This window comes from Pseudomonas sp. S3_C06 (assembly GCF_054667675.1).
Genome location: NZ_CP162747.1, coordinates 3,051,911 through 3,070,117 on the forward strand (window position 1 = coordinate 3,051,911; position 18,207 = coordinate 3,070,117).

Genomic DNA, 18,207 nt, shown 5'->3' on the forward strand with positions numbered 1-18,207 from the left:
TTTGGGCAACCAAGGAACTCAGTTAAGCACCGCACCGCGACGGGTCAAAGTGTCATACCAGCCGAATTTGCGGCGCTTTTACCTTGTCAGCAGCACAGTACCCGACGCTCCAGAGCCGACTGCAAATCTTCGAATTTGACCGGTTTGTTCAAGTAATCGACCGGCGCCCCCGTGGCGCAAAGCTCTCGGTCAGCGGTCAACGCCAACATGAACACCGGCAAATTCGTGCAGCCCGGCAAGGCGTGAATCTGGCAGCACAACGATGCGCCATCGTGAGCGGGTAGCTGACAATCGATCAGCACTGCGTCGAAGGTCTCTCGTTGCAAGCAATCCAATGCCGCCGCGCCGTTGTCGGCGGTACGCACGCGAAAACCGAGCTTGAGCAACATACCGCGCATCACCAGTTGATTGACGCTGTTGTCGTCCACCAGCAGCACCGTGCAATCCTGTGGTGCACGCACGCAATCGCGCGAAGGCGCGCAGATCGGCGCAGTTTCGACCACTGGCAGTTCAAACTCGACGTCCAGTTGGAAGCGACTGCCACGCCCGGGCTCCGAGCGATGTGTGAGCTTGCCACCGAGCAACTCGACCAACTGTCGGCAAATCGCCAGACCTACGCCCAGGCCGCCGTATTCGCGGGTCATCGAACCGTCGAGCTGGAAGAAGCGCTGGTACATCGTCGCTTCGCCCAGATCGGTAAAACCGATACCGGTGTCAATCACCGCAAAGGACAACGCCAAACGATTATCCGTCGACGGTTTACCAGTGACGCGCAATGCCAAACCACCGATGCGAGTGAACTTGATCGCGTTATCCAGCAGACACTCCAGGCATTGCGCGAGTTTGGCGCTGTCGCCGTGCAGGCGATCCGGCAGGGTCGGCAGCACCTCGACTTTGAAGTCCAGCGACTTGCTCGACGCATTGCCCTCGAACTGCACCCGCAGCGCCTCGACCACACCACGCAGGCTGAAACTGCCCGGCGCGGCCTTGAGCTTGCCGGCCTGCAATTCGGTGAGGGTGAGAATGCCGTTGACCATGCGCATCATGTCTCGCGCCGAACCGGCAGCGGTCTGCTGGTATTGCTCAAGTTCCGGATCCAGCTCGACGGTCTGCATCAATTCCAGCGAACCGATGACACCATTCATCGGCGTGCGCAGTTCGTGGGTCAGGGTCGCCAAAAACTCATCTTTGAGCTTGTTGCTGTGGGCCAGTTGCTGGTTGAGCACTTCGAGTTTCTGCCCGGCGTCGTACAGCGTCTGCGCCTGTTGCTCGCGCATGGCGTTGATGCGATCGGCCAGCGCCAGCGACAACAGCGCCACTTCGATGGCCGAACCGATCTGGCTGGCGTACATGGTCAGGAACACGTTCGGCAGCAGGCCGAGCACCATCAGCGTGTTGACGATGCCGCCGAGCAGGAACGCCGACCAGGCGATGATGAAATAGCGCGCCACCCGCAAGCCGCGCCACCAGGCCAGAATCCCGGCGGCGAAAATCACTACGGTGAAGGTCAGCGCCAGCGTCGTTGCCAGGCGCAGGGCCAGGGCGTAACTGGTCATCAGCGACAGGCCGATGACCAACGCACCGAATGCAATCAGGCCGATCAACAAGCGGTCGAGCCAGCGGCTGTGGGTTTTGGTCTGCAGAAAGCTGCGGGCGAACTGGCTGCCGAACAGGCCGGCGCAGCCAATGAAGAATGGCGTCGCGGCGTTGGCCCACCACGGGTTGTCCGGCCAGAAGTACTCGACCGCCGCACCGTTCACCGACAGTTGATAGAGACCAAACGAGGCAATGTAGAAGATGTAATAGAGGTAACTGGTGTCGCGCACGCTGAGGTAGATGAACAGGTTGTAGACCACCATCCCCAGCAGCACGCCATAAATGATGCCGAGCACATACAGGCGCACCGGTTGGTCTTCGAGGTACGCGGTGCTTGACCACAACGTCACCGGTGCCTGGATCGAGCCCTCGCTGGCCAGTCGCAGGTACACGGTTTGCTGTTGATCCGGTTTGAAGGAAAGGTCGAACAAATAGTTGTTCTGACGGATCTCGCGGCTGGCGAACGGCAAGGCATCACCGGTTTGCCGGACGAGGCGGTAGTCGCCAGTTGCATCAGGCATGTACAGGTCGAGATGATCGAGCGGTGGATACGCCAGTTCCAGCAGCCAGGTACGCTGGGCGGCGGGATTGCTCGGGCGGTAATGCAGATCGATCTTCAGCCAGAACGCCGAGCGCGAATAACCGGCATTGAGCGTGGCTTTATCGTGAGGTTTGAAATTGCCAGCGGCAGCCTGCGCGCGAACATCGGCAATGCTCGCCTGACCGCTCGGGTCTTCGAACACTTGCAGCGACCGGCCCAGAGGCAGGCTCTGGGTAAATTCGTCGAATTCGACGGCGCTCGCCAGGAGGGGCAAGCAGAACAGCAACATCAGCAAATAGCGCATTGAAGCCCCAGCGTGGCTCGTCCGGTTGTGTCAGGAAGCCCCCCATTCCCTTTGAGTAGACGTAAAACCGGTATTACCTGTTATTGGTTTGGATCCAGACTAGCATAGCCGTTGGTGGCCATTGAGCACCATCGAAATATTTCCTACAAAGGCTCTAGAACGGGCGTTTCAGAGCAAAGCAGCGAGCTAGAGCTGTTGAGTCGGTCAGGTTGTGACAGTACGGTCGGATTCTCTTGCCAGGTTATCGGCCATGCATAACGGCACTGAACCCGAAAATCAGCTTTGGTGGTAAGCTCGCGCACCATGAATATCTACAGCTCCCGCCCCGTTGTCCTCTGTCTCTCCGGCCACGACCCAAGTGGTGGCGCCGGCTTGCAGGCAGATATCGAAGCCCTGCTCGCGCAGGGTTGCCATGCGGCTCCGGCCGTCACCGCCCTGACCGTGCAAGACACCGTCAACGTCACTGACTTCCGCGTCCTCGACCGTGAGTGGGTGTTGGCTCAAGCCAATGCCGTACTCAACGACTCCGAAGTCGCCGCGGTCAAACTGGGCATGCTCGGTTCGCTGGAAATGGTCGACACCGTTGTCGAACTGCTCTCGGCGCACCCGCACTTGCCAGTGGTCTGCGACCCGGTGCTGCGCGCCGGTGGCGGCGGTCGCCTGGGCAAGGACGAGGTCGGCTATGCGATGCGCGAGCGTCTGCTGCCGCTGTCGATCATTGCCACCCCTAACCTTCCTGAAGCGCGAATCCTCGCCGAGCTGCCCGAAGGCACTGCGGACGAGTGCGCTGAAAAACTCCTGCCGTTCGTCAAAAACCTGCTGATCACCGGCGGCCATGGCGACGAAACTGAAATCCACAACCGCGTGTACAGCCGCGACGGCCTGCGTGAAACCTTTATCTGCCAGCGTCTGCCGGGCAGCTATCACGGTTCCGGTTGCACACTGGCCAGCGCCCTCGCCGGTCGTCTGGCCCAGGGCGAACACCTGGCCAGCGCTGTACGCAGTGCTCTGGATTACACTTGGCGCACCCTGCGCGACGCTGAACAACTGGGCAAAGGCCAGTTCGTCCCGCGTCGCCTGCCGCTGGATTTCTGCTCGTAACGTCGTGAGGTCTGCCCGATGAAACTACGTGGCCTGTATGCCATTACCGACAGCCAATTGCTGGCGGGCAAGTTTCTGTCTTACGTGGAGGCGGCGCTGGAAGGCGGCGTCACCCTGCTGCAATACCGCGACAAGAGCAGCGACGAGGCCCGCCGTTTGCGCGAGGCCGAAGCGCTGCGCGATTTGTGCGAGCGCTACAAGACGCAGCTGATCATCAACGATGATGCCGAACTGGCCGCGCGGCTTAACGTCGGCGTGCACCTTGGTCAGACCGACGGCCCACTGTCACCGACCCGCGCCCTGCTCGGTTCAAAAGCGATCATCGGTTCGACCTGCCACGCGCAAATCGCACTGGCCGAACAAGCCGCCAAAGAAGGGGCGAGTTACGTCGCCTTCGGCCGCTTCTTCAACTCCAACACCAAACCCGGCGCGCCGACCTGCAGCCTCGAACTGCTCGACGACGCCAAGCGCACGCTGCACCTGCCGATCTGCGCGATTGGCGGCATCAGCCTCGACAACGCCGCGCCGCTCGTAGCCCACGGGGTCGACCTGCTTGCCGTGGTTCACGGTTTGTTCGGTGCCGAGAGCACCGCCGAGGTGACACGCCGCGCCCGCGCGTTCAACGAATTGTTCAAATCCTGAAGATTGAGAGCCCGATCATGTCTCGTTCCGAAACCCTGTTTGCCAATGCTCAGAAACACATTCCCGGTGGCGTAAACTCGCCAGTCCGTGCATTCAAGAGCGTTGGCGGCACACCGTTGTTCTTCAAGCACGCTGAAGGTGCTTACGTTACCGACGAAGACGACAAGCGTTATGTCGATTACGTTGGTTCGTGGGGCCCGATGATCCTCGGCCACAGCCACCCGGACGTACTGGACGCCGTGCGCAATCAGCTGCAACACGGCTTGTCGTACGGCGCGCCGACCGCGATGGAAACCGAAATGGCCGATCTGGTCTGCTCGCTGGTGCCATCGATGGACATGGTGCGCATGGTCAGCTCCGGCACCGAAGCGACCATGAGCGCGATCCGTCTGGCCCGTGGTTACACCGGCCGCGACAGCATCATCAAGTTCGAAGGCTGCTATCACGGTCACTCCGACAGCCTGCTGGTCAAGGCTGGTTCTGGTGCACTGACCCAAGGCGTTCCAAGCTCGGCCGGTGTGCCGGCGGCATTCGCCAAACACACCCTGACCCTGCCGTTCAACGACATCGACGCGGTGGAAAAGATGCTCGCTGAAGTCGGCGAGGAAGTGGCGTGCATCATCGTTGAGCCGGTGGCCGGCAACATGAACTGCGTACCACCGGCACCGGGCTTCCTCGAAGGTCTGCGTTCGCAGTGCGACAAACATGGCGTGGTGCTGATTTTCGACGAAGTGATGACCGGTTTCCGCGTCGCCCTCGGCGGTGCCCAGGCGTACTACGGGGTCAATCCTGACCTGACCACCTTCGGCAAGATCATCGGTGGCGGCATGCCGGTCGGCTGCTTCGGCGGCAAGCGCGAAATCATGGAGCGCATCGCACCACTGGGCCCGGTGTATCAGGCCGGTACGCTATCGGGTAACCCACTGGCCATGGCCGCTGGTTTGACCACCCTCCGTCTGATCAGCCGTCCAGGCTTCCACGCTGAGCTGACCGACTACACCACGCGTCTGCTCGACGGCCTGCAACAGCGCGCCGATGCTGCTGGCATTCCGTTCGTGACCACCCAGGCCGGCGGCATGTTCGGTCTGTACTTCAGCGGTGCCGACGATATCGTCACCTTTGAAGACGTGATGGCCAGCGACGCAGCACTGTTCGGGCGCTTCTTCCATCTGATGCTGGAAGGTGGTGTTTACCTGGCCCCGAGCGCTTTCGAAGCCGGTTTCACCTCGATCGCCCATGGTGAAGCCGAGTTGCAACTGACGCTGGACGCTGCCGAGCGTGCCTTCGCTGCACTGAAATAATTGTCGTACCGCTGACGTTGGCTATCGCCAGCGTCAGCATTCACCTACATCCGCGCTGTTTTTCCGATGCCCCTGCTAAAAATCTCCCCTAAAGTGGGCGATATATTCCCCACGCAGCAGAAAAACGAGTAAAGACTTTGTAAGGTTGGCCCTGCTTATTTCATAATGCGCGCTTATTGGATCCCTCGATGGGTCCGCGTGCCCTTCAGAGGTAAGTCGATTCCCATGAACCGCACCGGCCGCACCCTTGCCTTGGGCTGCCTGTTGCTCCTTCAGCCCCTGCTCGCGCATGCACAAGCAGGCGGCAACTCGTTGTTGATCCCGGCGATGGGTCGTTGCACCCTCAATACTCAGCCGCAAGACGTCACGCAGGCACTGGCCGCCTGCCAGAAAGCGGCGGATGAAGGGGATGCGCAAGCGCAATACGAGTTGGGTGAGTTCTACTACGACGGCAAGAATGCGCCGCGCGACCTCAATCAAGCCCTGAGCTACTTCGAAAAAGCCTCGCTGCAAGGCCACGCTCAGGCGCAATTCAAACTTGGCACCATGTTCTTCCACGGTGAAGGCGTGCAAGCCAACAATATTCAGGCGTACATCGTGCTGAAGATGGCCGCGGTCAACGGCGCTGAAGACGCGCTGGACACGGCCGACGAAGTCTCCGAAAAAATGTCCCGCGAAGACCTCGAAACCGCCACGCAGGTGCTCGGGCAAATTTTCCGTAAATACCTGATGGAACTGCAGAGCGCCGATGGGCGTACGCCTTTCTCGCCTCTCCCCTGATTTTTGCGCCGACCTTTCCGGCCCCTTCGCGAGCAAGCTCGCTCCCACAGTAGATCTCCAGTGTTCAGAAGATCCCCTGTGGGAGCGAGCCTGCTCGCGAATGAGGCGACTCGGTTTTAAGGCTTACTTCTCAGGCATCGGCACCGGGAACGGCATTACATTGCCGACCGCGCCACGGGCTTCGCTGATTTTCGGGGTGCCCAGACGCTCCACTTCGTCGATGCGCACAATCGAGTGCATCGGCACAAAGCTGCGCACCACGCCTTCGAACTGCGCCTTGAGCTTTTCTTCGCTCGGATCGACGACCACTTGCGTGCGCTCGCCAAAGACGAACTCTTCCACTTCCAGAAAACCCCACAGATCACTTTGATAGATCTGCTTGGCGTACATTTCGAACACCTGGCCCTGGTTGAGGAAAATCACCTTATAGATTGGAGCTTCGCGTTTGGTCATGGCGGGGGGATAACATCGGGGATAAAAATGAGGGCGCAAACTATAGCATAGCCACCGGACGCGCAGCGGTAGGAACCTGAGGGCTTGTTCCCTATAATGCCGGGTTCTTTGAATCACGTGACGACCCTACTCCATGGCCAAGAAGCTTTACATCGAAACCCACGGTTGCCAGATGAACGAGTACGACAGCTCGCGCATGGTCGATCTGCTGGGCGAACATCAGGCCCTGGAAGTCACCGCGCGTGCGGAAGACGCCGACGTGATTCTGCTCAACACCTGCTCGATCCGCGAGCGCGCGCAAGATCGCGTGTACTCGCAGCTGGGCCGCTGGCGCGAACTGAAACTGGCCAACCCGGAAATGGTGATCGCTGTCGGCGGTTGCGTAGCCAGCCAGGAAGGCGCGGCGATTCGCGATCGCGCGCCGTACGTCGACGTGGTCTTCGGCCCGCAGACCCTGCACCGCCTGCCGGAAATGATCGACGCCGCGCGTATCACCAAACTGCCGCAAGTCGACGTTTCGTTCCCGGAAATCGAAAAATTCGACCACTTGCCCGAGCCGCGTATCGATGGCCCGAGCGCCTATGTGTCGGTGATGGAAGGCTGCAGCAAGTACTGCACGTTCTGCGTGGTGCCTTACACCCGTGGCGAAGAAGTCAGCCGACCGTTCGATGACGTGGTCGCCGAAGTCATTCACCTCGCCGAAAACGGCGTGCGTGAAGTGACGCTGCTGGGGCAGAACGTCAACGGCTATCGCGGTACGACCCATGACGGTCGTCTGGCTGATCTCGCCGAACTGATCCGCGTTGTCGCCGCCATCGACGGCATCGACCGCATTCGCTACACCACGTCGCACCCGCTGGAGTTCTCCGACAGCCTGATTCAGGCCCACGCCGATGTGCCGGAACTGGTCAAGCACCTGCACTTGCCGGTGCAATCGGGTTCCGACCGGATTCTAGCGGCAATGAAGCGCAACCACACGGCGCTGGAGTACAAATCCAAGCTGCGCAAATTGCGCGCTGCCGTGCCGGGCATTTGCATCAGCTCGGACTTCATCGTCGGTTTCCCCGGCGAGACCGAGAAAGACTTCGAACAGACCATGAAGCTGATTGCCGACGTCGGTTTCGACTTCTCTTATTCCTTCGTTTATAGCCAGCGCCCGGGCACCCCGGCTGCCGATCTGGCCGACGAGACCCCGGAAGAGTTGAAGAAGGAGCGCCTGAACGCGCTGCAACATCGCTTGAACCAGCAGGGCTTCGAGATCAGCCGACAAATGGTCGGCTCGATCCAGCGCATTCTGGTGACCGATTATTCGAAGAAAGACCCGGGCGAGTTGCAGGGGCGTACCGAGAATAATCGTATCGTCAACTTCCGCTGCGACAATCCGACCCTGATCGGCCAGTTTGCTGATGTGCACATCGATGCCGCACAACCGCACTCGCTGCGTGGCTCGCTGATCCAGTAACACTGCATTTCCCTGTGGGAGCGAGCCTGCTCGCGAAAGCGGTCTGTCAGACACATCAATGTTGAATGTGTCGCCGCCTTCGCGAGCAGGCTCGCTCCCACAGGTACAGCGTCAGAGGCATGAATCGGGCGACCTCATATAAGAGCTTTCGCACCCAGGCCTCTGGCGTTATCCTTGATTTCATCTTAATTGCCCCAGGGCGGCTAAATACGACCTTGAACGCACCCATAGAACCACATCGTTTTATCCTCGAGCCCTTTGAGGCTCGCCGCTTCGCCAATCTGTGCGGGCAATTCGACGAGCATTTACGCTTGATCGAACAGCGCCTGACCATCGAGATCCGCAACCGCGGAAACCAGTTCGAGCTGATCGGCGACCCCAAACTCACCACGTCTGCGGAAAATCTGATTCGCCGCCTGTACCGGGAAACCAAAGGTTCAGAGCTGTCGCCAGATACGGTGCACCTGTTCCTGCAGGAATCGTCCGTCGTCGAGCTGGACAATCACGCCCCCGCCGAAGCCTCCGTTGCCCTGCGCACCAAGAAAGGCATGATTCGCCCTCGTGGCTTGAATCAGTTGCGCTACGTGAAGGAAATTCTCGGCAACGACATCAACTTCGGCATTGGCCCGGCCGGTACCGGCAAGACCTATCTGGCTGTCGCTTGCGCTGTCGATGCACTGGAGCGCGAGCAGATCCGTCGCATCCTGCTGGTACGCCCGGCGGTTGAGGCTGGCGAGAAACTCGGCTTCCTGCCCGGCGACCTGTCGCAGAAAATTGACCCATACCTGCGCCCGCTCTACGACGCGCTCTACGAAATGCTCGGCTTCGAATACGTGGCCAAGCTGATCGAACGTCAGGTGATCGAAGTTGCGCCGCTGGCCTACATGCGCGGCCGTACGCTGAACAACAGCTTCATCATCCTCGACGAAAGCCAGAACACCACCGTCGAACAGATGAAGATGTTCCTCACCCGAATTGGCTTCGGCTCTACAGCGGTCATTACCGGTGACATCACCCAGGTCGACCTGCCGAAAGGCACCAAGTCGGGTCTGCACCATGTGATCGAAGTGCTCAAAGACGTGCCGGGCATCAGCTTCACGCACTTCCAGCCCAAAGACGTCGTGCGCCATCCTTTGGTACAGCGGATCGTCGAAGCCTACGAGCGCTTCGAAAACCGTGACGAAGCGCCCAAGGACACCTCGCGAAATGCTTGAGCTAGACCTGCAAATCGCGACTGAAGCGAGCGCGCCGAGTGAAGCCGACTTCCGCCTGTGGTGCGAACTGGCCCTGCGCCAGCGCACCGCCGATTCGGAAATGACCATTCGTCTGGTCGACGAGGAAGAGGGCCGCGAGCTCAACCACACCTGGCGGCACAAGGATTACGCAACCAACGTCCTGTCCTTCCCGGCAGAAGTGCCTGACGAGTTTCTCGACATCCCGTTGCTTGGCGATCTGGTGATCTGCGTGGCCGTGGTCGAACGAGAAGCCGCTGAACAAGGCAAGGAACTAAAGGCCCACTGGGCACATCTGGTCATTCACGGCTGCTTGCATCTGCTCGGTTACGACCATATAGATGACGAGGAAGCCGAAGAAATGGAAGCACTGGAACGCGAGTTGCTTGCTGAACTGGGCTATCCCGATCCGTACGCGGACGACGAACCCGAAACATCCCCTATCGTTACAACAAAGGATTCAGAGTAATCGCTATGAGCGAAGATCGATCGAGCAACGGGCAGAAGTCATGGCTGGGTAAACTGACCCAGGCTTTTGCCCACGAGCCGAAGAACCGTCAGGAGCTCCTCGAGCTGCTGCGTGATGCACATCAGAACAAACTGCTGGACAGCGAAGCGCTGGCCATCGTCGAAGGCGCCATTCAGGTGGCTGACCTGCAAGTTCGCGACATCATGGTGCCGCGTTCGCAGATGATCAGCATCAAGGCGACCCAGACACCGCGTGAATTCCTCCCCGCCGTGGTCGACTCGGCCCACTCGCGCTATCCGGTGATCGGCGAAAGCCATGACGACGTGATGGGCGTGCTGCTGGCCAAGGATCTGTTGCCGCTGATCCTCAAGGAGAACGGCGACAGCTTCAACATCAAGGATCTGCTGCGCCCGGCCACGTTCGTGCCGGAGTCCAAGCGTCTGAACGTATTGCTCCGTGAATTTCGCGCCAACCACAACCACATGGCCATCGTCATCGACGAATACGGCGGTGTGGCCGGTCTGGTAACGATTGAAGACGTACTGGAGCAGATCGTCGGCGACATCGAAGACGAGCACGACGTCGAGGAAGACAGCTACATCAAGCCGCTGCCCAGTGGCGACTTCCTGATCAAGGCCCTGACGCCGATCGAGAACTTCAACGAGTTTTTCGACAGCGAGTTCTCCGACGACGAGTTCGACACCGTCGGCGGTCTGGTGATGAGCGCGTTCGGGCACTTGCCAAAACGCAACGAAATCACTGAAATCGGCGCCTATCGTTTCCGCATTCTGAACGCCGACAGCCGTCGGATTCATTTGCTGCGACTGACCCCTATCGCCCGGTAAGAAATCTAAGGACTGAAATGCGCTGGACAACCCGCCCCGGCTGGCCCGGTAACCTGCTGGCCGTGGCGGCCGGTGCTATCACCACCCTCGCTCTGGCACCTTTCAACATCTGGCCGCTGGCTTTGCTCGCGGTCGGCTTGTTCTATGCCGGGTTGCGCGAGCAGAGCCCGCGTCAGGCGCTGGGCCGTGGCTGGTGTTTTGGTTTCGGCCTGTTCGGCGCCGGCACCAGCTGGATTTACTACAGCATTCACCACTTCGGCGGCGCTTCGGTGCTGCTGGCCGGTTTCCTGATGCTGCTGTTTACCGCAGCGATTGCCTGGTTCTTCGCCCTGCCCGCCTGGATTTGGGCGCGCTGGTTGCGCCGTAACGAAGCGCCCGTGGCGGATGCTTTGGCGTTTGCTGCGTTGTGGGTCGGACAGGAAGCCTTTCGTGGCTGGTTCCTGACCGGTTTCCCTTGGTTGTACTCCGGTTACAGTCAGCTGGATGGGCCATTGGCCGGGCTCGCACCGGTGGGGGGCATGTGGCTGGTGTCGTTCGTGCTGGCATTAACCGCCGCGCTGATCTACAACGCGCGGCGCCTGCTGCAAAGCGGCCGCAAGGCCTTTGTCGTTGCCGGCCTGGTGTTGTTGGCTGGGCCATGGGTGGCCGGCATTGCGCTCAAGGGCCACGCCTGGACCAGCCCGTCCGGCGCACCATTGAGCGTCGCAGCTATTCAGGGCAACGTCGCACAGAGCATGAAATGGGATCCGGCCGAGCTCAACGCGCAGTTGGCGCTTTACCGCGATCTGAGTTTCCGCTCGAAACCGGTCGATCTGCTGATCTGGCCGGAAACCGCCGTGCCGGTACTCAAGGAGTCCGCCGAAGGTTACCTGAGCATGATGGGCACCTTCGCCGCCGAACGTAAATCGGCGCTGATAACGGGTGTGCCGATCCGCCAGACGGTGCACGGCGAAAGACGCTTCTTCAATGGCATCACCGTAGTAGGCGAAGGCGATGGCACTTACCTGAAGCAAAAACTGGTGCCATTCGGCGAATACGTGCCGCTGCAGGATGTGCTGCGCGGGCTGATCGCCTTCTTCGATCTACCGATGTCGGACTTTGCCCGCGGCCCCGCCGATCAGGCACTGCTGCAAGCCAAGGGTTATCAGATTGCGCCGTTCATCTGCTACGAAGTGGTCTATCCGGAATTTGCCGCCAGCCTGTCGGCGCGCAGTGATCTGCTGCTGACAATCAGCAATGACACGTGGTTCGGCACCTCGATTGGCCCGCTGCAACATTTGCAGATGGCGCAGATGCGGGCACTTGAAGCGGGACGCTGGATGATCCGCGCAACCAACAACGGCGTGACCGGGCTGATCAACCCGTTCGGGCAGATCACCGAGCAGATTCCGCAGTTTGAACAGGGCATTCTGTACGGCGAAGTGGTGCCGATGCACAACCTGACGCCGTATCTGCAATGGCGCTCGTGGCCGTTGATCATCGTGTGCGTGCTGCTGTTTGGCTGGGCACTGATGGCGAGCCGGATGTCGAAAACCCTCTAAAGCAAAAGATCGCAGCCTGCGGCAGCTCCTACAGGGAAAACGCAAATCCCAATGCAGGAACTGCCGCAGACTGCGATCTTTTGATCTTCAGCGGTAGAACAACGAATACCCCACCTGCCCCACCGCTTCATTGAGCAACTGCCCGCTCTGCCAGATCGATTTGAACTCCGGCAGCCAGCCACCAAAGGGTCTTGCGTTATCAGTGCCCAAAAAGCCCACCGGCGCCGGCACCACTTCAAATCCTGCCTGTTCAAAACTCCAGACTGATCGCGGCATGTGCCAAGCCTGCGTCACCACAACCACGCGCTTGATCCCCTGCGGCAATAAAATGTCAGCGCTGAACTTGGCGTTTTCCCACGTGGTACGGCTTTCACCTTCCTGCCAGCGCACCGTCACACCGAAGTCATCGCGCAGCGAATCCGCCATCAGCTTCGCCTCGGTCGGCGGCGTCCCGTAATGCAGACCGCCGCTGGTCAGAATCGGCAAACCGGATGCCTTGGCCAGCCGCGCCGCATAACGCTGACGCTCAAGCCCCACGCCAGTCGGCTGATCCTCGCCCCAGGCCAGATCGCCGCGCTCGCGTCCGGAACCCAGCACCACGATCGCATCGGCCCGTTGCGCCAGCGTCGCCCATTCTTCACGGGCCAACGGTGGCTCGCGCTCCAGCGCTTTTGCGCCCCACTGCACGACCACTGGCAAGCTCATCAGCCACAACCCGCCAAAGCCAAGCGCAAAGCACACACCAGCCAGGCGCGGCCGAGAGCGGCGCAGCCACCACGCAGCCAGCAATAGCAGCAAGAGAATGCCGGGCGGCAATAAAAGTTGTTTGATGAAATAACGAAAAGGCATCGAGCATCTCCAGAGATGCCCGAAGCCTAAGAGTGTTAATAAAGCGTTACAACCAATAGGTGGGATCCTGTTGAAAAAGATCCGGTTCTTGACCTGCCATGCGCTTACTTGGCCTGCAAAGAGCGAACCTTGACGGTGTCTCTGCCGGGTGCCTTGTCCTTGAGCCAGATGACCTTGGCCGAATGTGCTGCATCGAGCTGCTTCACTGCCTGTGACAAGCATCCGTGCGATTCACGTTCACTGCGATCCAGATAGGCCTTGACCAGTTTGAACTCAGCGGGGCTCAAGCCACGCAATTCCAGTTCCAGGGGGCGCTCGTCGCGCAGCCGGTCAGCGGTTTTTACAGCGTCCAGGGCCATACCCAGACGGTCGATCAACCTTTCGTACAACTCGGGTTTAGTCACTTTTTTCTGCCGTTGCTCCACCATCCCTCACCTCATTGAAGATAAGACTCACTCCCCAGTTAGAGCTTAGCTTCGCTGCACAAACCGGCTGCACGCCGCGACCAACGGCCCTCGCCACGGATTGCCCGGGGAAAACAGCTGTAATCAGGGTTTCCCTAGGCCAAGCGCGGTCATGTATGCTACGGCGCTTCCTGTAATTCCACTTCCAGCTCGTCCGGGCCAACCCCGGAACCTGCGTTGAAGAGGATTAGGCCACCCCTATCCAGTACAAAAGTAGCCATGCACGAACAATATCAGCCCCGTGAAATCGAAGCCGCCGCCCAGTCGTTCTGGGACGAGCAAAAGTCCTTTGAAGTCAGTGAACAGCCAGGCAAGGAAACCTACTACTGCCTGTCGATGTTCCCTTACCCCAGCGGCAAGCTACACATGGGGCACGTGCGCAACTACACCATCGGCGACGTGATCTCCCGCTACCAGCGCATGCTCGGCAAGAACGTTCTGCAACCGATGGGTTGGGACGCTTTCGGCATGCCGGCGGAAAACGCCGCGATGAAGAACAATGTCGCCCCTGCCAAGTGGACCTACGAAAACATCGCCTACATGAAAACCCAGCTGCGCAGCCTGGGTCTGGCGGTCGACTGGTCGCGCGAAGTCACCACCTGCAAGCCGGATTACTACCGCTGGGAACAATGGCTGTTCACTCGCCTGTTCGAAAAAGGCGTGATCTACCGTAAAAACGGCACCGTGAACTGGGACCCGATCGACCAGACCGTTCTCGCTAACGAGCAGGTGATCGACGGTCGCGGCTGGCGTTCCGGCGCGCTGATCGAAAAGCGCGAAATCCCGATGTACTACTTCAAGATCACCGCTTACGCGGATGAGCTGCTGGAGAGCCTCGACGAGCTGACGGGCTGGCCTGAACAGGTCAAGACCATGCAGCGCAACTGGATCGGCAAATCCCGCGGCATGGAAGTACAGTTCCCGTACAACGTCGACTCGATCGGCGAAGCCGGCACACTCAAAGTCTTCACTACCCGTCCGGACACCCTGATGGGCGCGACCTATGTCGCCGTGGCTGCCGAGCACCCACTGGCCACACTGGCGGCAAAAAACAACACCGAGCTGCAAGCGTTCATCGCTGAATGCAAGGGCGGCAGCGTTGCCGAAGCCGACGTCGCCACTCAAGAGAAAAAAGGCCTGCCAACCGGCCTGTTCGTCGAGCACCCGCTGACCGGTGAGAAACTCCCGGTGTGGGTCGCCAACTACGTACTGATGCATTACGGCGACGGCGCTGTAATGGCAGTACCGGCGCACGACGAGCGCGATTTCGAATTCGCTCACAAGTACAACCTGCCGGTGAAATCGGTCGTGCGTACCAGCTCTGGCGACAGCAACCCGGCCCCGTGGCAAGACGCCTACGGCGAGCATGGCACGCTGATCAACTCCGGTGAGTTCGACGGTCTCGACTTCGCTGGCGCGTTCGACGCCATGGAAGTCGCCCTGATCAAGAAAGAACTGGGCGCCTCGCGTACCCAGTTCCGCCTGCGCGACTGGGGCATCAGCCGCCAGCGCTACTGGGGCTGCCCGATCCCGATCATCCACTGCGATGCGTGCGGTGACGTGCCGGTACCTGAAGATCAATTGCCTGTCGTCCTGCCGGAAGACGTGGTGCCGGACGGCGCCGGTTCGCCGCTGGCACGCATGCCTGAGTTCTACGAGTGCAGCTGCCCGAAATGCGGCCAGCCTGCCAAGCGTGAAACCGACACCATGGACACCTTCGTCGAGTCGTCGTGGTACTACGCCCGTTACGCCTCGCCGCACTTTGAAGGTGGCCTGGTAGAAAAATCCGCAGCCGACCACTGGTTGCCGGTGGATCAGTACATCGGCGGTATCGAACACGCGATTCTGCACCTGCTCTACGCGCGCTTCTTCCACAAACTGATGCGTGACGAAGGTCTGGTCAGCTCCAACGAGCCGTTCAAGAACCTGCTGACCCAAGGCATGGTGATCGCTGAAACCTACTATCGTCGTGAAGCCAACGGTGCCTACACCTGGTTCAACCCGGCGGACGTGGAACTCGAGCGTGACAGCAAAGCCAAGGTCATCAGCGCCAAGCTGAAATCCGACGGCCTGCCGGTGGAAATCGGTGGCACCGAGAAGATGGCCAAGTCGAAGAACAACGGCGTCGACCCTCAGTCGATGATCGATCAGTTCGGCGCTGACACCTGCCGCCTGTTCATGATGTTCGCTTCGCCACCCGACATGAGCGCCGAATGGTCCGACTCCGGCGTTGAAGGTTCGCACCGCTTCCTCAAGCGCGTCTGGCGTCTGGCGCAGGCCCACGTCACTCAGGGCCTGCCGGGCAAACTGGACATCGCCGGCCTGAACGACGAGCAGAAAGCCGTTCGCCGTTCGATCCACGTGGCCATCAAGCAAGCCAGCCACGACGTCGGCCAGAACCACAAATTCAACACCGCCATCGCTCAGGTGATGACGCTGATGAACGTGCTGGAAAAAGCCGCACAAGCTACCGAGCAGGATCGCGCGCTGATTCACGAAGGTCTGGAAGCCGTGACGCTGTTGCTGGCGCCAATCACGCCGCACATCAGCCACGAACTGTGGAACAAGCTGGGTCACGCTGACGCCGTCATCGACGCTGGCTGGCCGGCTGTCGACGAAAGCGCTCTGGTGCAGGACAGCCTGACCCTGGTGATCCAGGTCAACGGCAAGCTGCGCGGCCAGATCGACATGCCTGCCAGTGCGACGCGTGAAGAAGTGGAAGCGGCAGCCCGCGCCAACGAAAACGTATTGCGTTTCGTCGATGGTCTGACTATTCGTAAAGTGATCGTAGTGCCCGGGAAACTGGTCAATATCGTCGCCAGCTAATTGGATCGGGCGTCAGGTTCGCCTGACGCCAAGTAAAACCTTTCGGGCCGTACAGTCGGCCCACGTGGTTTCAAGGGGAGCAACACAATGATCAAACGCAATCTGCTGGTGATGGGCCTCGCCGTTCTGTTGAGCGCCTGCGGTTTCCAGCTGCGCGGTACCGGCACCAACGAACTGTCGATCAAGGAACTCGACCTGAGCGCCCGTAACGCCTATGGCGAGACGGTCACGCAACTGCGTCAGGTACTGGAGTCGAGCGGCGTCAAGGTTTACAGCGGTGCTCCGTACAAGCTGTACCTGGCTGACCAGCAGGAGAGCCAGCGCATCCTCAGCTACGCCGGTGCCGGTCGTACGGGCGAGTATCAGGTCAACACTGTTCTGAAATATGAGATCAGTGGCGAAAAGAACCTGCAGCTGCTCAGCGACAAACTTGAAGTTCAGAAAGTGTTTATCCACGACGGTAACAACCTCGTGGGCTCCGATCAGGAAGCCAACGACGCCCGTCGCGAAACCACTCGCGAACTGGTTCAGCGCATGATGCTGCGTCTGCAGCAACTGACGCCGGGCCAGCTGCAACAACTGCAGCAAGCCGCCAATGACCGCGCCAAGGCAGAAGCCGATGCGCTGCAAGCGGCGCAAAAGGCTGAAGCGGAAACCCCGCGTCAGTCGCCGCTCGAAATACCGCAGCAGTAAGACGTTCGGGGCGCTCAGGCGCCCCGTTCGACATTTATTATGAAGCTCGCTCCCGCCCAACTCGGCAAACACCTGCAAGGCGCTCTCGGCCCGGTCTACATCATCAGTGGCGATGACCCGCTGCTGTGCCAGGAAGCCGCCGACGCCATCCGCAGTGCTGCGCGCCAGCAAGGTTTTGACGAACGCCAGGTCTTTGCCGCCGACGCCAATTTCGATTGGGGCACGCTGTTGCAGGCCGGCGCCAGCATGTCGTTGTTCTCGGAAAAACGCCTGCTGGAACTGCGCCTGCCTTCGGGTAAGCCCGGTGACAAAGGTGCCGCGGCACTTATCGAATACTGCTCGCGCCCCGCTGAAGACACAGTGCTTCTGGTCAGCCTGCCCAAGCTCGATGGCAGTGCGCAGAAAACCAAGTGGGGCAAGGCGCTGGTTGAAGGCCAGCAAACCCAGTTCATCCAGATCTGGCCGGTGGACGCCAATCAATTGCCGAGCTGGATTCGTCAGCGCCTGTCGCAGGCCGGTTTGTCGGCCAGCCAGGACGCGGTCGAGTTGATTGCTGCACGCGTCGAGGGCAATTTGCTCGCCGCCGCGCAGGAAATCGAAAAGCTCAAGTTGATGGCCGAAGGTGGCCAGATCACCGTCGAAACCGTGCAGGCCGCTGTGGCAGACAGTGCGCGGTTCGACGTGTTCGGCCTCACCGATGCCGTGCTCAATGGCGAGCCGGCCCACGCCTTGCGCATGCTTGAAGGGCTGCGCGGCGAAGGTGTCGAACCGCCGGTGATTCTCTGGGCGCTGGCGCGGGAGTTGCGCCTGCTGGCTAATATTTCGTTGCAATACAGCCAGGGCACGCCGCTGGACAAGTGTTTCAGCCAGGCGAAACCACCGGTCTGGGACAAGCGCAAACCGTTGATGAGCAAAGCCCTGCAGCGCTACTCGGCGCAACGCTGGGGGCAGCTGTTGCTCGAAGCGCAGCGTATCGATGCGCAAATCAAAGGTCAGGCGGCCGGTTCGCCGTGGATGAGCCTGAGCCGCTTGGCATTGTTGATGTCCGGCCAGCGTCTGACACTCCCCGCCGAATAACCTGTTCTACCGCATAACGGCCTGCTCGCGA

The 18,207-nt window shown here is 60.0% G+C and carries 16 protein-coding genes; 12 read left to right on the forward strand and 4 right to left on the reverse strand.

Annotation, left to right across the window (positions count from 1 at the left end; translation table 11 throughout):
- Positions 1-86: 86 nt before the first annotated feature.
- Positions 87-2,441, reverse strand: a complete 2,355-nt coding sequence (locus AB4N44_RS13470) for a 7TM diverse intracellular signaling domain-containing protein (RefSeq protein ID WP_460108711.1) — start codon at positions 2,439-2,441, stop codon at positions 87-89.
- A gap of 303 nt (positions 2,442-2,744) precedes the next feature.
- Between AB4N44_RS13470 and AB4N44_RS13475 the strand changes: the two genes are divergently transcribed.
- From AB4N44_RS13475 to AB4N44_RS13490, 4 genes are all read left to right on the forward strand, one after another.
- Positions 2,745-3,542 carry a hydroxymethylpyrimidine/phosphomethylpyrimidine kinase gene (locus tag AB4N44_RS13475; RefSeq protein WP_007909650.1) on the forward strand — a complete coding sequence of 266 codons (798 nt, stop codon included), beginning with the start codon at positions 2,745-2,747 and terminating at the stop codon, positions 3,540-3,542.
- 18 nt (positions 3,543-3,560) lie between these two features.
- Positions 3,561-4,184 (forward strand): thiamine phosphate synthase, encoded by a 624-nt coding sequence (gene thiE / locus AB4N44_RS13480; RefSeq protein WP_127929895.1) that lies wholly within the window; start codon positions 3,561-3,563, stop codon positions 4,182-4,184.
- A gap of 17 nt (positions 4,185-4,201) precedes the next feature.
- Positions 4,202-5,485: a glutamate-1-semialdehyde 2,1-aminomutase gene (hemL, locus tag AB4N44_RS13485; RefSeq protein ID WP_460108710.1), complete on the forward strand. Its 1,284-nt coding sequence runs from the start codon at positions 4,202-4,204 to the stop codon at positions 5,483-5,485.
- Between the two features lie 225 nt (positions 5,486-5,710).
- The gene (locus AB4N44_RS13490; RefSeq protein WP_003228518.1) at positions 5,711-6,265 is read left to right on the forward strand and encodes a tetratricopeptide repeat protein; all 555 of its coding nucleotides are present in this window, start codon (positions 5,711-5,713) and stop codon (positions 6,263-6,265) included.
- Between the two features lie 123 nt (positions 6,266-6,388).
- Here AB4N44_RS13490 and AB4N44_RS13495 read toward each other — a convergent pair whose 3' ends face one another.
- Positions 6,389-6,718 (reverse strand): DUF1820 family protein, encoded by a 330-nt coding sequence (locus AB4N44_RS13495; RefSeq protein WP_077045543.1) that lies wholly within the window; start codon positions 6,716-6,718, stop codon positions 6,389-6,391.
- Positions 6,719-6,851: 133 nt separating this feature from the next.
- On the opposite strand from AB4N44_RS13495, the gene miaB reads away from it, so the two are divergent.
- The 5 genes from miaB (at position 6,852) to lnt (ending at position 12,267) form a co-directional block, all read left to right on the forward strand.
- Complete coding sequence (gene miaB, locus AB4N44_RS13500; RefSeq protein WP_095048763.1) at positions 6,852-8,180, forward strand: tRNA (N6-isopentenyl adenosine(37)-C2)-methylthiotransferase MiaB; 1,329 nt, start codon at positions 6,852-6,854, stop codon at positions 8,178-8,180.
- A 215-nt stretch (positions 8,181-8,395) separates the two neighbouring features.
- Positions 8,396-9,394: a PhoH family protein gene (locus AB4N44_RS13505; RefSeq protein WP_034153779.1), complete on the forward strand. Its 999-nt coding sequence runs from the start codon at positions 8,396-8,398 to the stop codon at positions 9,392-9,394.
- Positions 9,387-9,881, forward strand: coding sequence for an rRNA maturation RNase YbeY (gene ybeY / locus AB4N44_RS13510; protein WP_007909643.1), 495 nt, complete (start codon positions 9,387-9,389; stop codon positions 9,879-9,881). Before AB4N44_RS13505 ends, ybeY begins: the two co-directional genes overlap by 8 nt.
- A gap of 5 nt (positions 9,882-9,886) precedes the next feature.
- On the forward strand, positions 9,887-10,726 hold the full coding sequence (locus AB4N44_RS13515) for an HlyC/CorC family transporter (RefSeq protein WP_007909641.1): 840 nt from the start codon (positions 9,887-9,889) through the stop codon (positions 10,724-10,726).
- A gap of 17 nt (positions 10,727-10,743) precedes the next feature.
- Positions 10,744-12,267 carry an apolipoprotein N-acyltransferase gene (gene lnt, locus AB4N44_RS13520; protein WP_127929897.1) on the forward strand — a complete coding sequence of 508 codons (1,524 nt, stop codon included), beginning with the start codon at positions 10,744-10,746 and terminating at the stop codon, positions 12,265-12,267.
- Positions 12,268-12,354: 87 nt separating this feature from the next.
- Here the strand turns inward: lnt and AB4N44_RS13525 are convergent, their stop codons facing one another.
- Together AB4N44_RS13525 and AB4N44_RS13530 are read right to left on the reverse strand one after the other, a co-directional pair.
- Positions 12,355-13,116 (reverse strand): YdcF family protein, encoded by a 762-nt coding sequence (locus tag AB4N44_RS13525; RefSeq protein ID WP_460108707.1) that lies wholly within the window; start codon positions 13,114-13,116, stop codon positions 12,355-12,357.
- A 104-nt stretch (positions 13,117-13,220) separates the two neighbouring features.
- Entirely contained in the window at positions 13,221-13,544 is a 324-nt protein-coding gene (locus AB4N44_RS13530; RefSeq protein ID WP_127929899.1) for a hypothetical protein, read from the reverse strand.
- 255 nt (positions 13,545-13,799) lie between these two features.
- Here AB4N44_RS13530 and leuS point away from each other — a divergent pair, with 255 nt between their 5' ends.
- The 3 genes from leuS to holA all read left to right on the forward strand — a co-directional run bounded on the left by leuS (position 13,800) and on the right by holA (position 18,176).
- Complete coding sequence (gene leuS / locus AB4N44_RS13535) at positions 13,800-16,406, forward strand: leucine--tRNA ligase (protein WP_150751743.1); 2,607 nt, start codon at positions 13,800-13,802, stop codon at positions 16,404-16,406.
- 87 nt (positions 16,407-16,493) lie between these two features.
- Positions 16,494-17,099, forward strand: a complete 606-nt coding sequence (locus tag AB4N44_RS13540) for an LPS-assembly lipoprotein LptE (protein WP_127929901.1) — start codon at positions 16,494-16,496, stop codon at positions 17,097-17,099.
- A gap of 39 nt (positions 17,100-17,138) precedes the next feature.
- A complete protein-coding gene (gene holA / locus AB4N44_RS13545) occupies positions 17,139-18,176 on the forward strand; it encodes a DNA polymerase III subunit delta (RefSeq protein ID WP_127929902.1) in 1,038 nt (345 codons plus the stop codon).
- Positions 18,177-18,207: the final 31 nt, after the last annotated feature.

Coding starts and splice junctions, on each gene's coding strand:
- miaB (WP_095048763.1), top strand. CDS start 6,852: ATGGCCAAGAAGCTTTACATCGAAACCCACGGTTGCCAGATGAACGAG.
- AB4N44_RS13475 (WP_007909650.1), top strand. CDS start 2,745: ATGAATATCTACAGCTCCCGCCCCGTTGTCCTCTGTCTCTCCGGCCAC.
- AB4N44_RS13490 (WP_003228518.1), top strand. CDS start 5,711: ATGAACCGCACCGGCCGCACCCTTGCCTTGGGCTGCCTGTTGCTCCTT.
- AB4N44_RS13495 (WP_077045543.1), bottom strand. CDS start 6,718: ATGACCAAACGCGAAGCTCCAATCTATAAGGTGATTTTCCTCAACCAG.
- holA (WP_127929902.1), top strand. CDS start 17,139: ATGAAGCTCGCTCCCGCCCAACTCGGCAAACACCTGCAAGGCGCTCTC.
- hemL (WP_460108710.1), top strand. CDS start 4,202: ATGTCTCGTTCCGAAACCCTGTTTGCCAATGCTCAGAAACACATTCCC.
- AB4N44_RS13470 (WP_460108711.1), bottom strand. CDS start 2,441: ATGCGCTATTTGCTGATGTTGCTGTTCTGCTTGCCCCTCCTGGCGAGC.
- AB4N44_RS13525 (WP_460108707.1), bottom strand. CDS start 13,116: ATGCCTTTTCGTTATTTCATCAAACAACTTTTATTGCCGCCCGGCATT.
- AB4N44_RS13540 (WP_127929901.1), top strand. CDS start 16,494: ATGATCAAACGCAATCTGCTGGTGATGGGCCTCGCCGTTCTGTTGAGC.
- thiE (WP_127929895.1), top strand. CDS start 3,561: ATGAAACTACGTGGCCTGTATGCCATTACCGACAGCCAATTGCTGGCG.
- AB4N44_RS13530 (WP_127929899.1), bottom strand. CDS start 13,544: ATGGTGGAGCAACGGCAGAAAAAAGTGACTAAACCCGAGTTGTACGAA.
- leuS (WP_150751743.1), top strand. CDS start 13,800: ATGCACGAACAATATCAGCCCCGTGAAATCGAAGCCGCCGCCCAGTCG.
- ybeY (WP_007909643.1), top strand. CDS start 9,387: ATGCTTGAGCTAGACCTGCAAATCGCGACTGAAGCGAGCGCGCCGAGT.
- AB4N44_RS13515 (WP_007909641.1), top strand. CDS start 9,887: ATGAGCGAAGATCGATCGAGCAACGGGCAGAAGTCATGGCTGGGTAAA.
- lnt (WP_127929897.1), top strand. CDS start 10,744: ATGCGCTGGACAACCCGCCCCGGCTGGCCCGGTAACCTGCTGGCCGTG.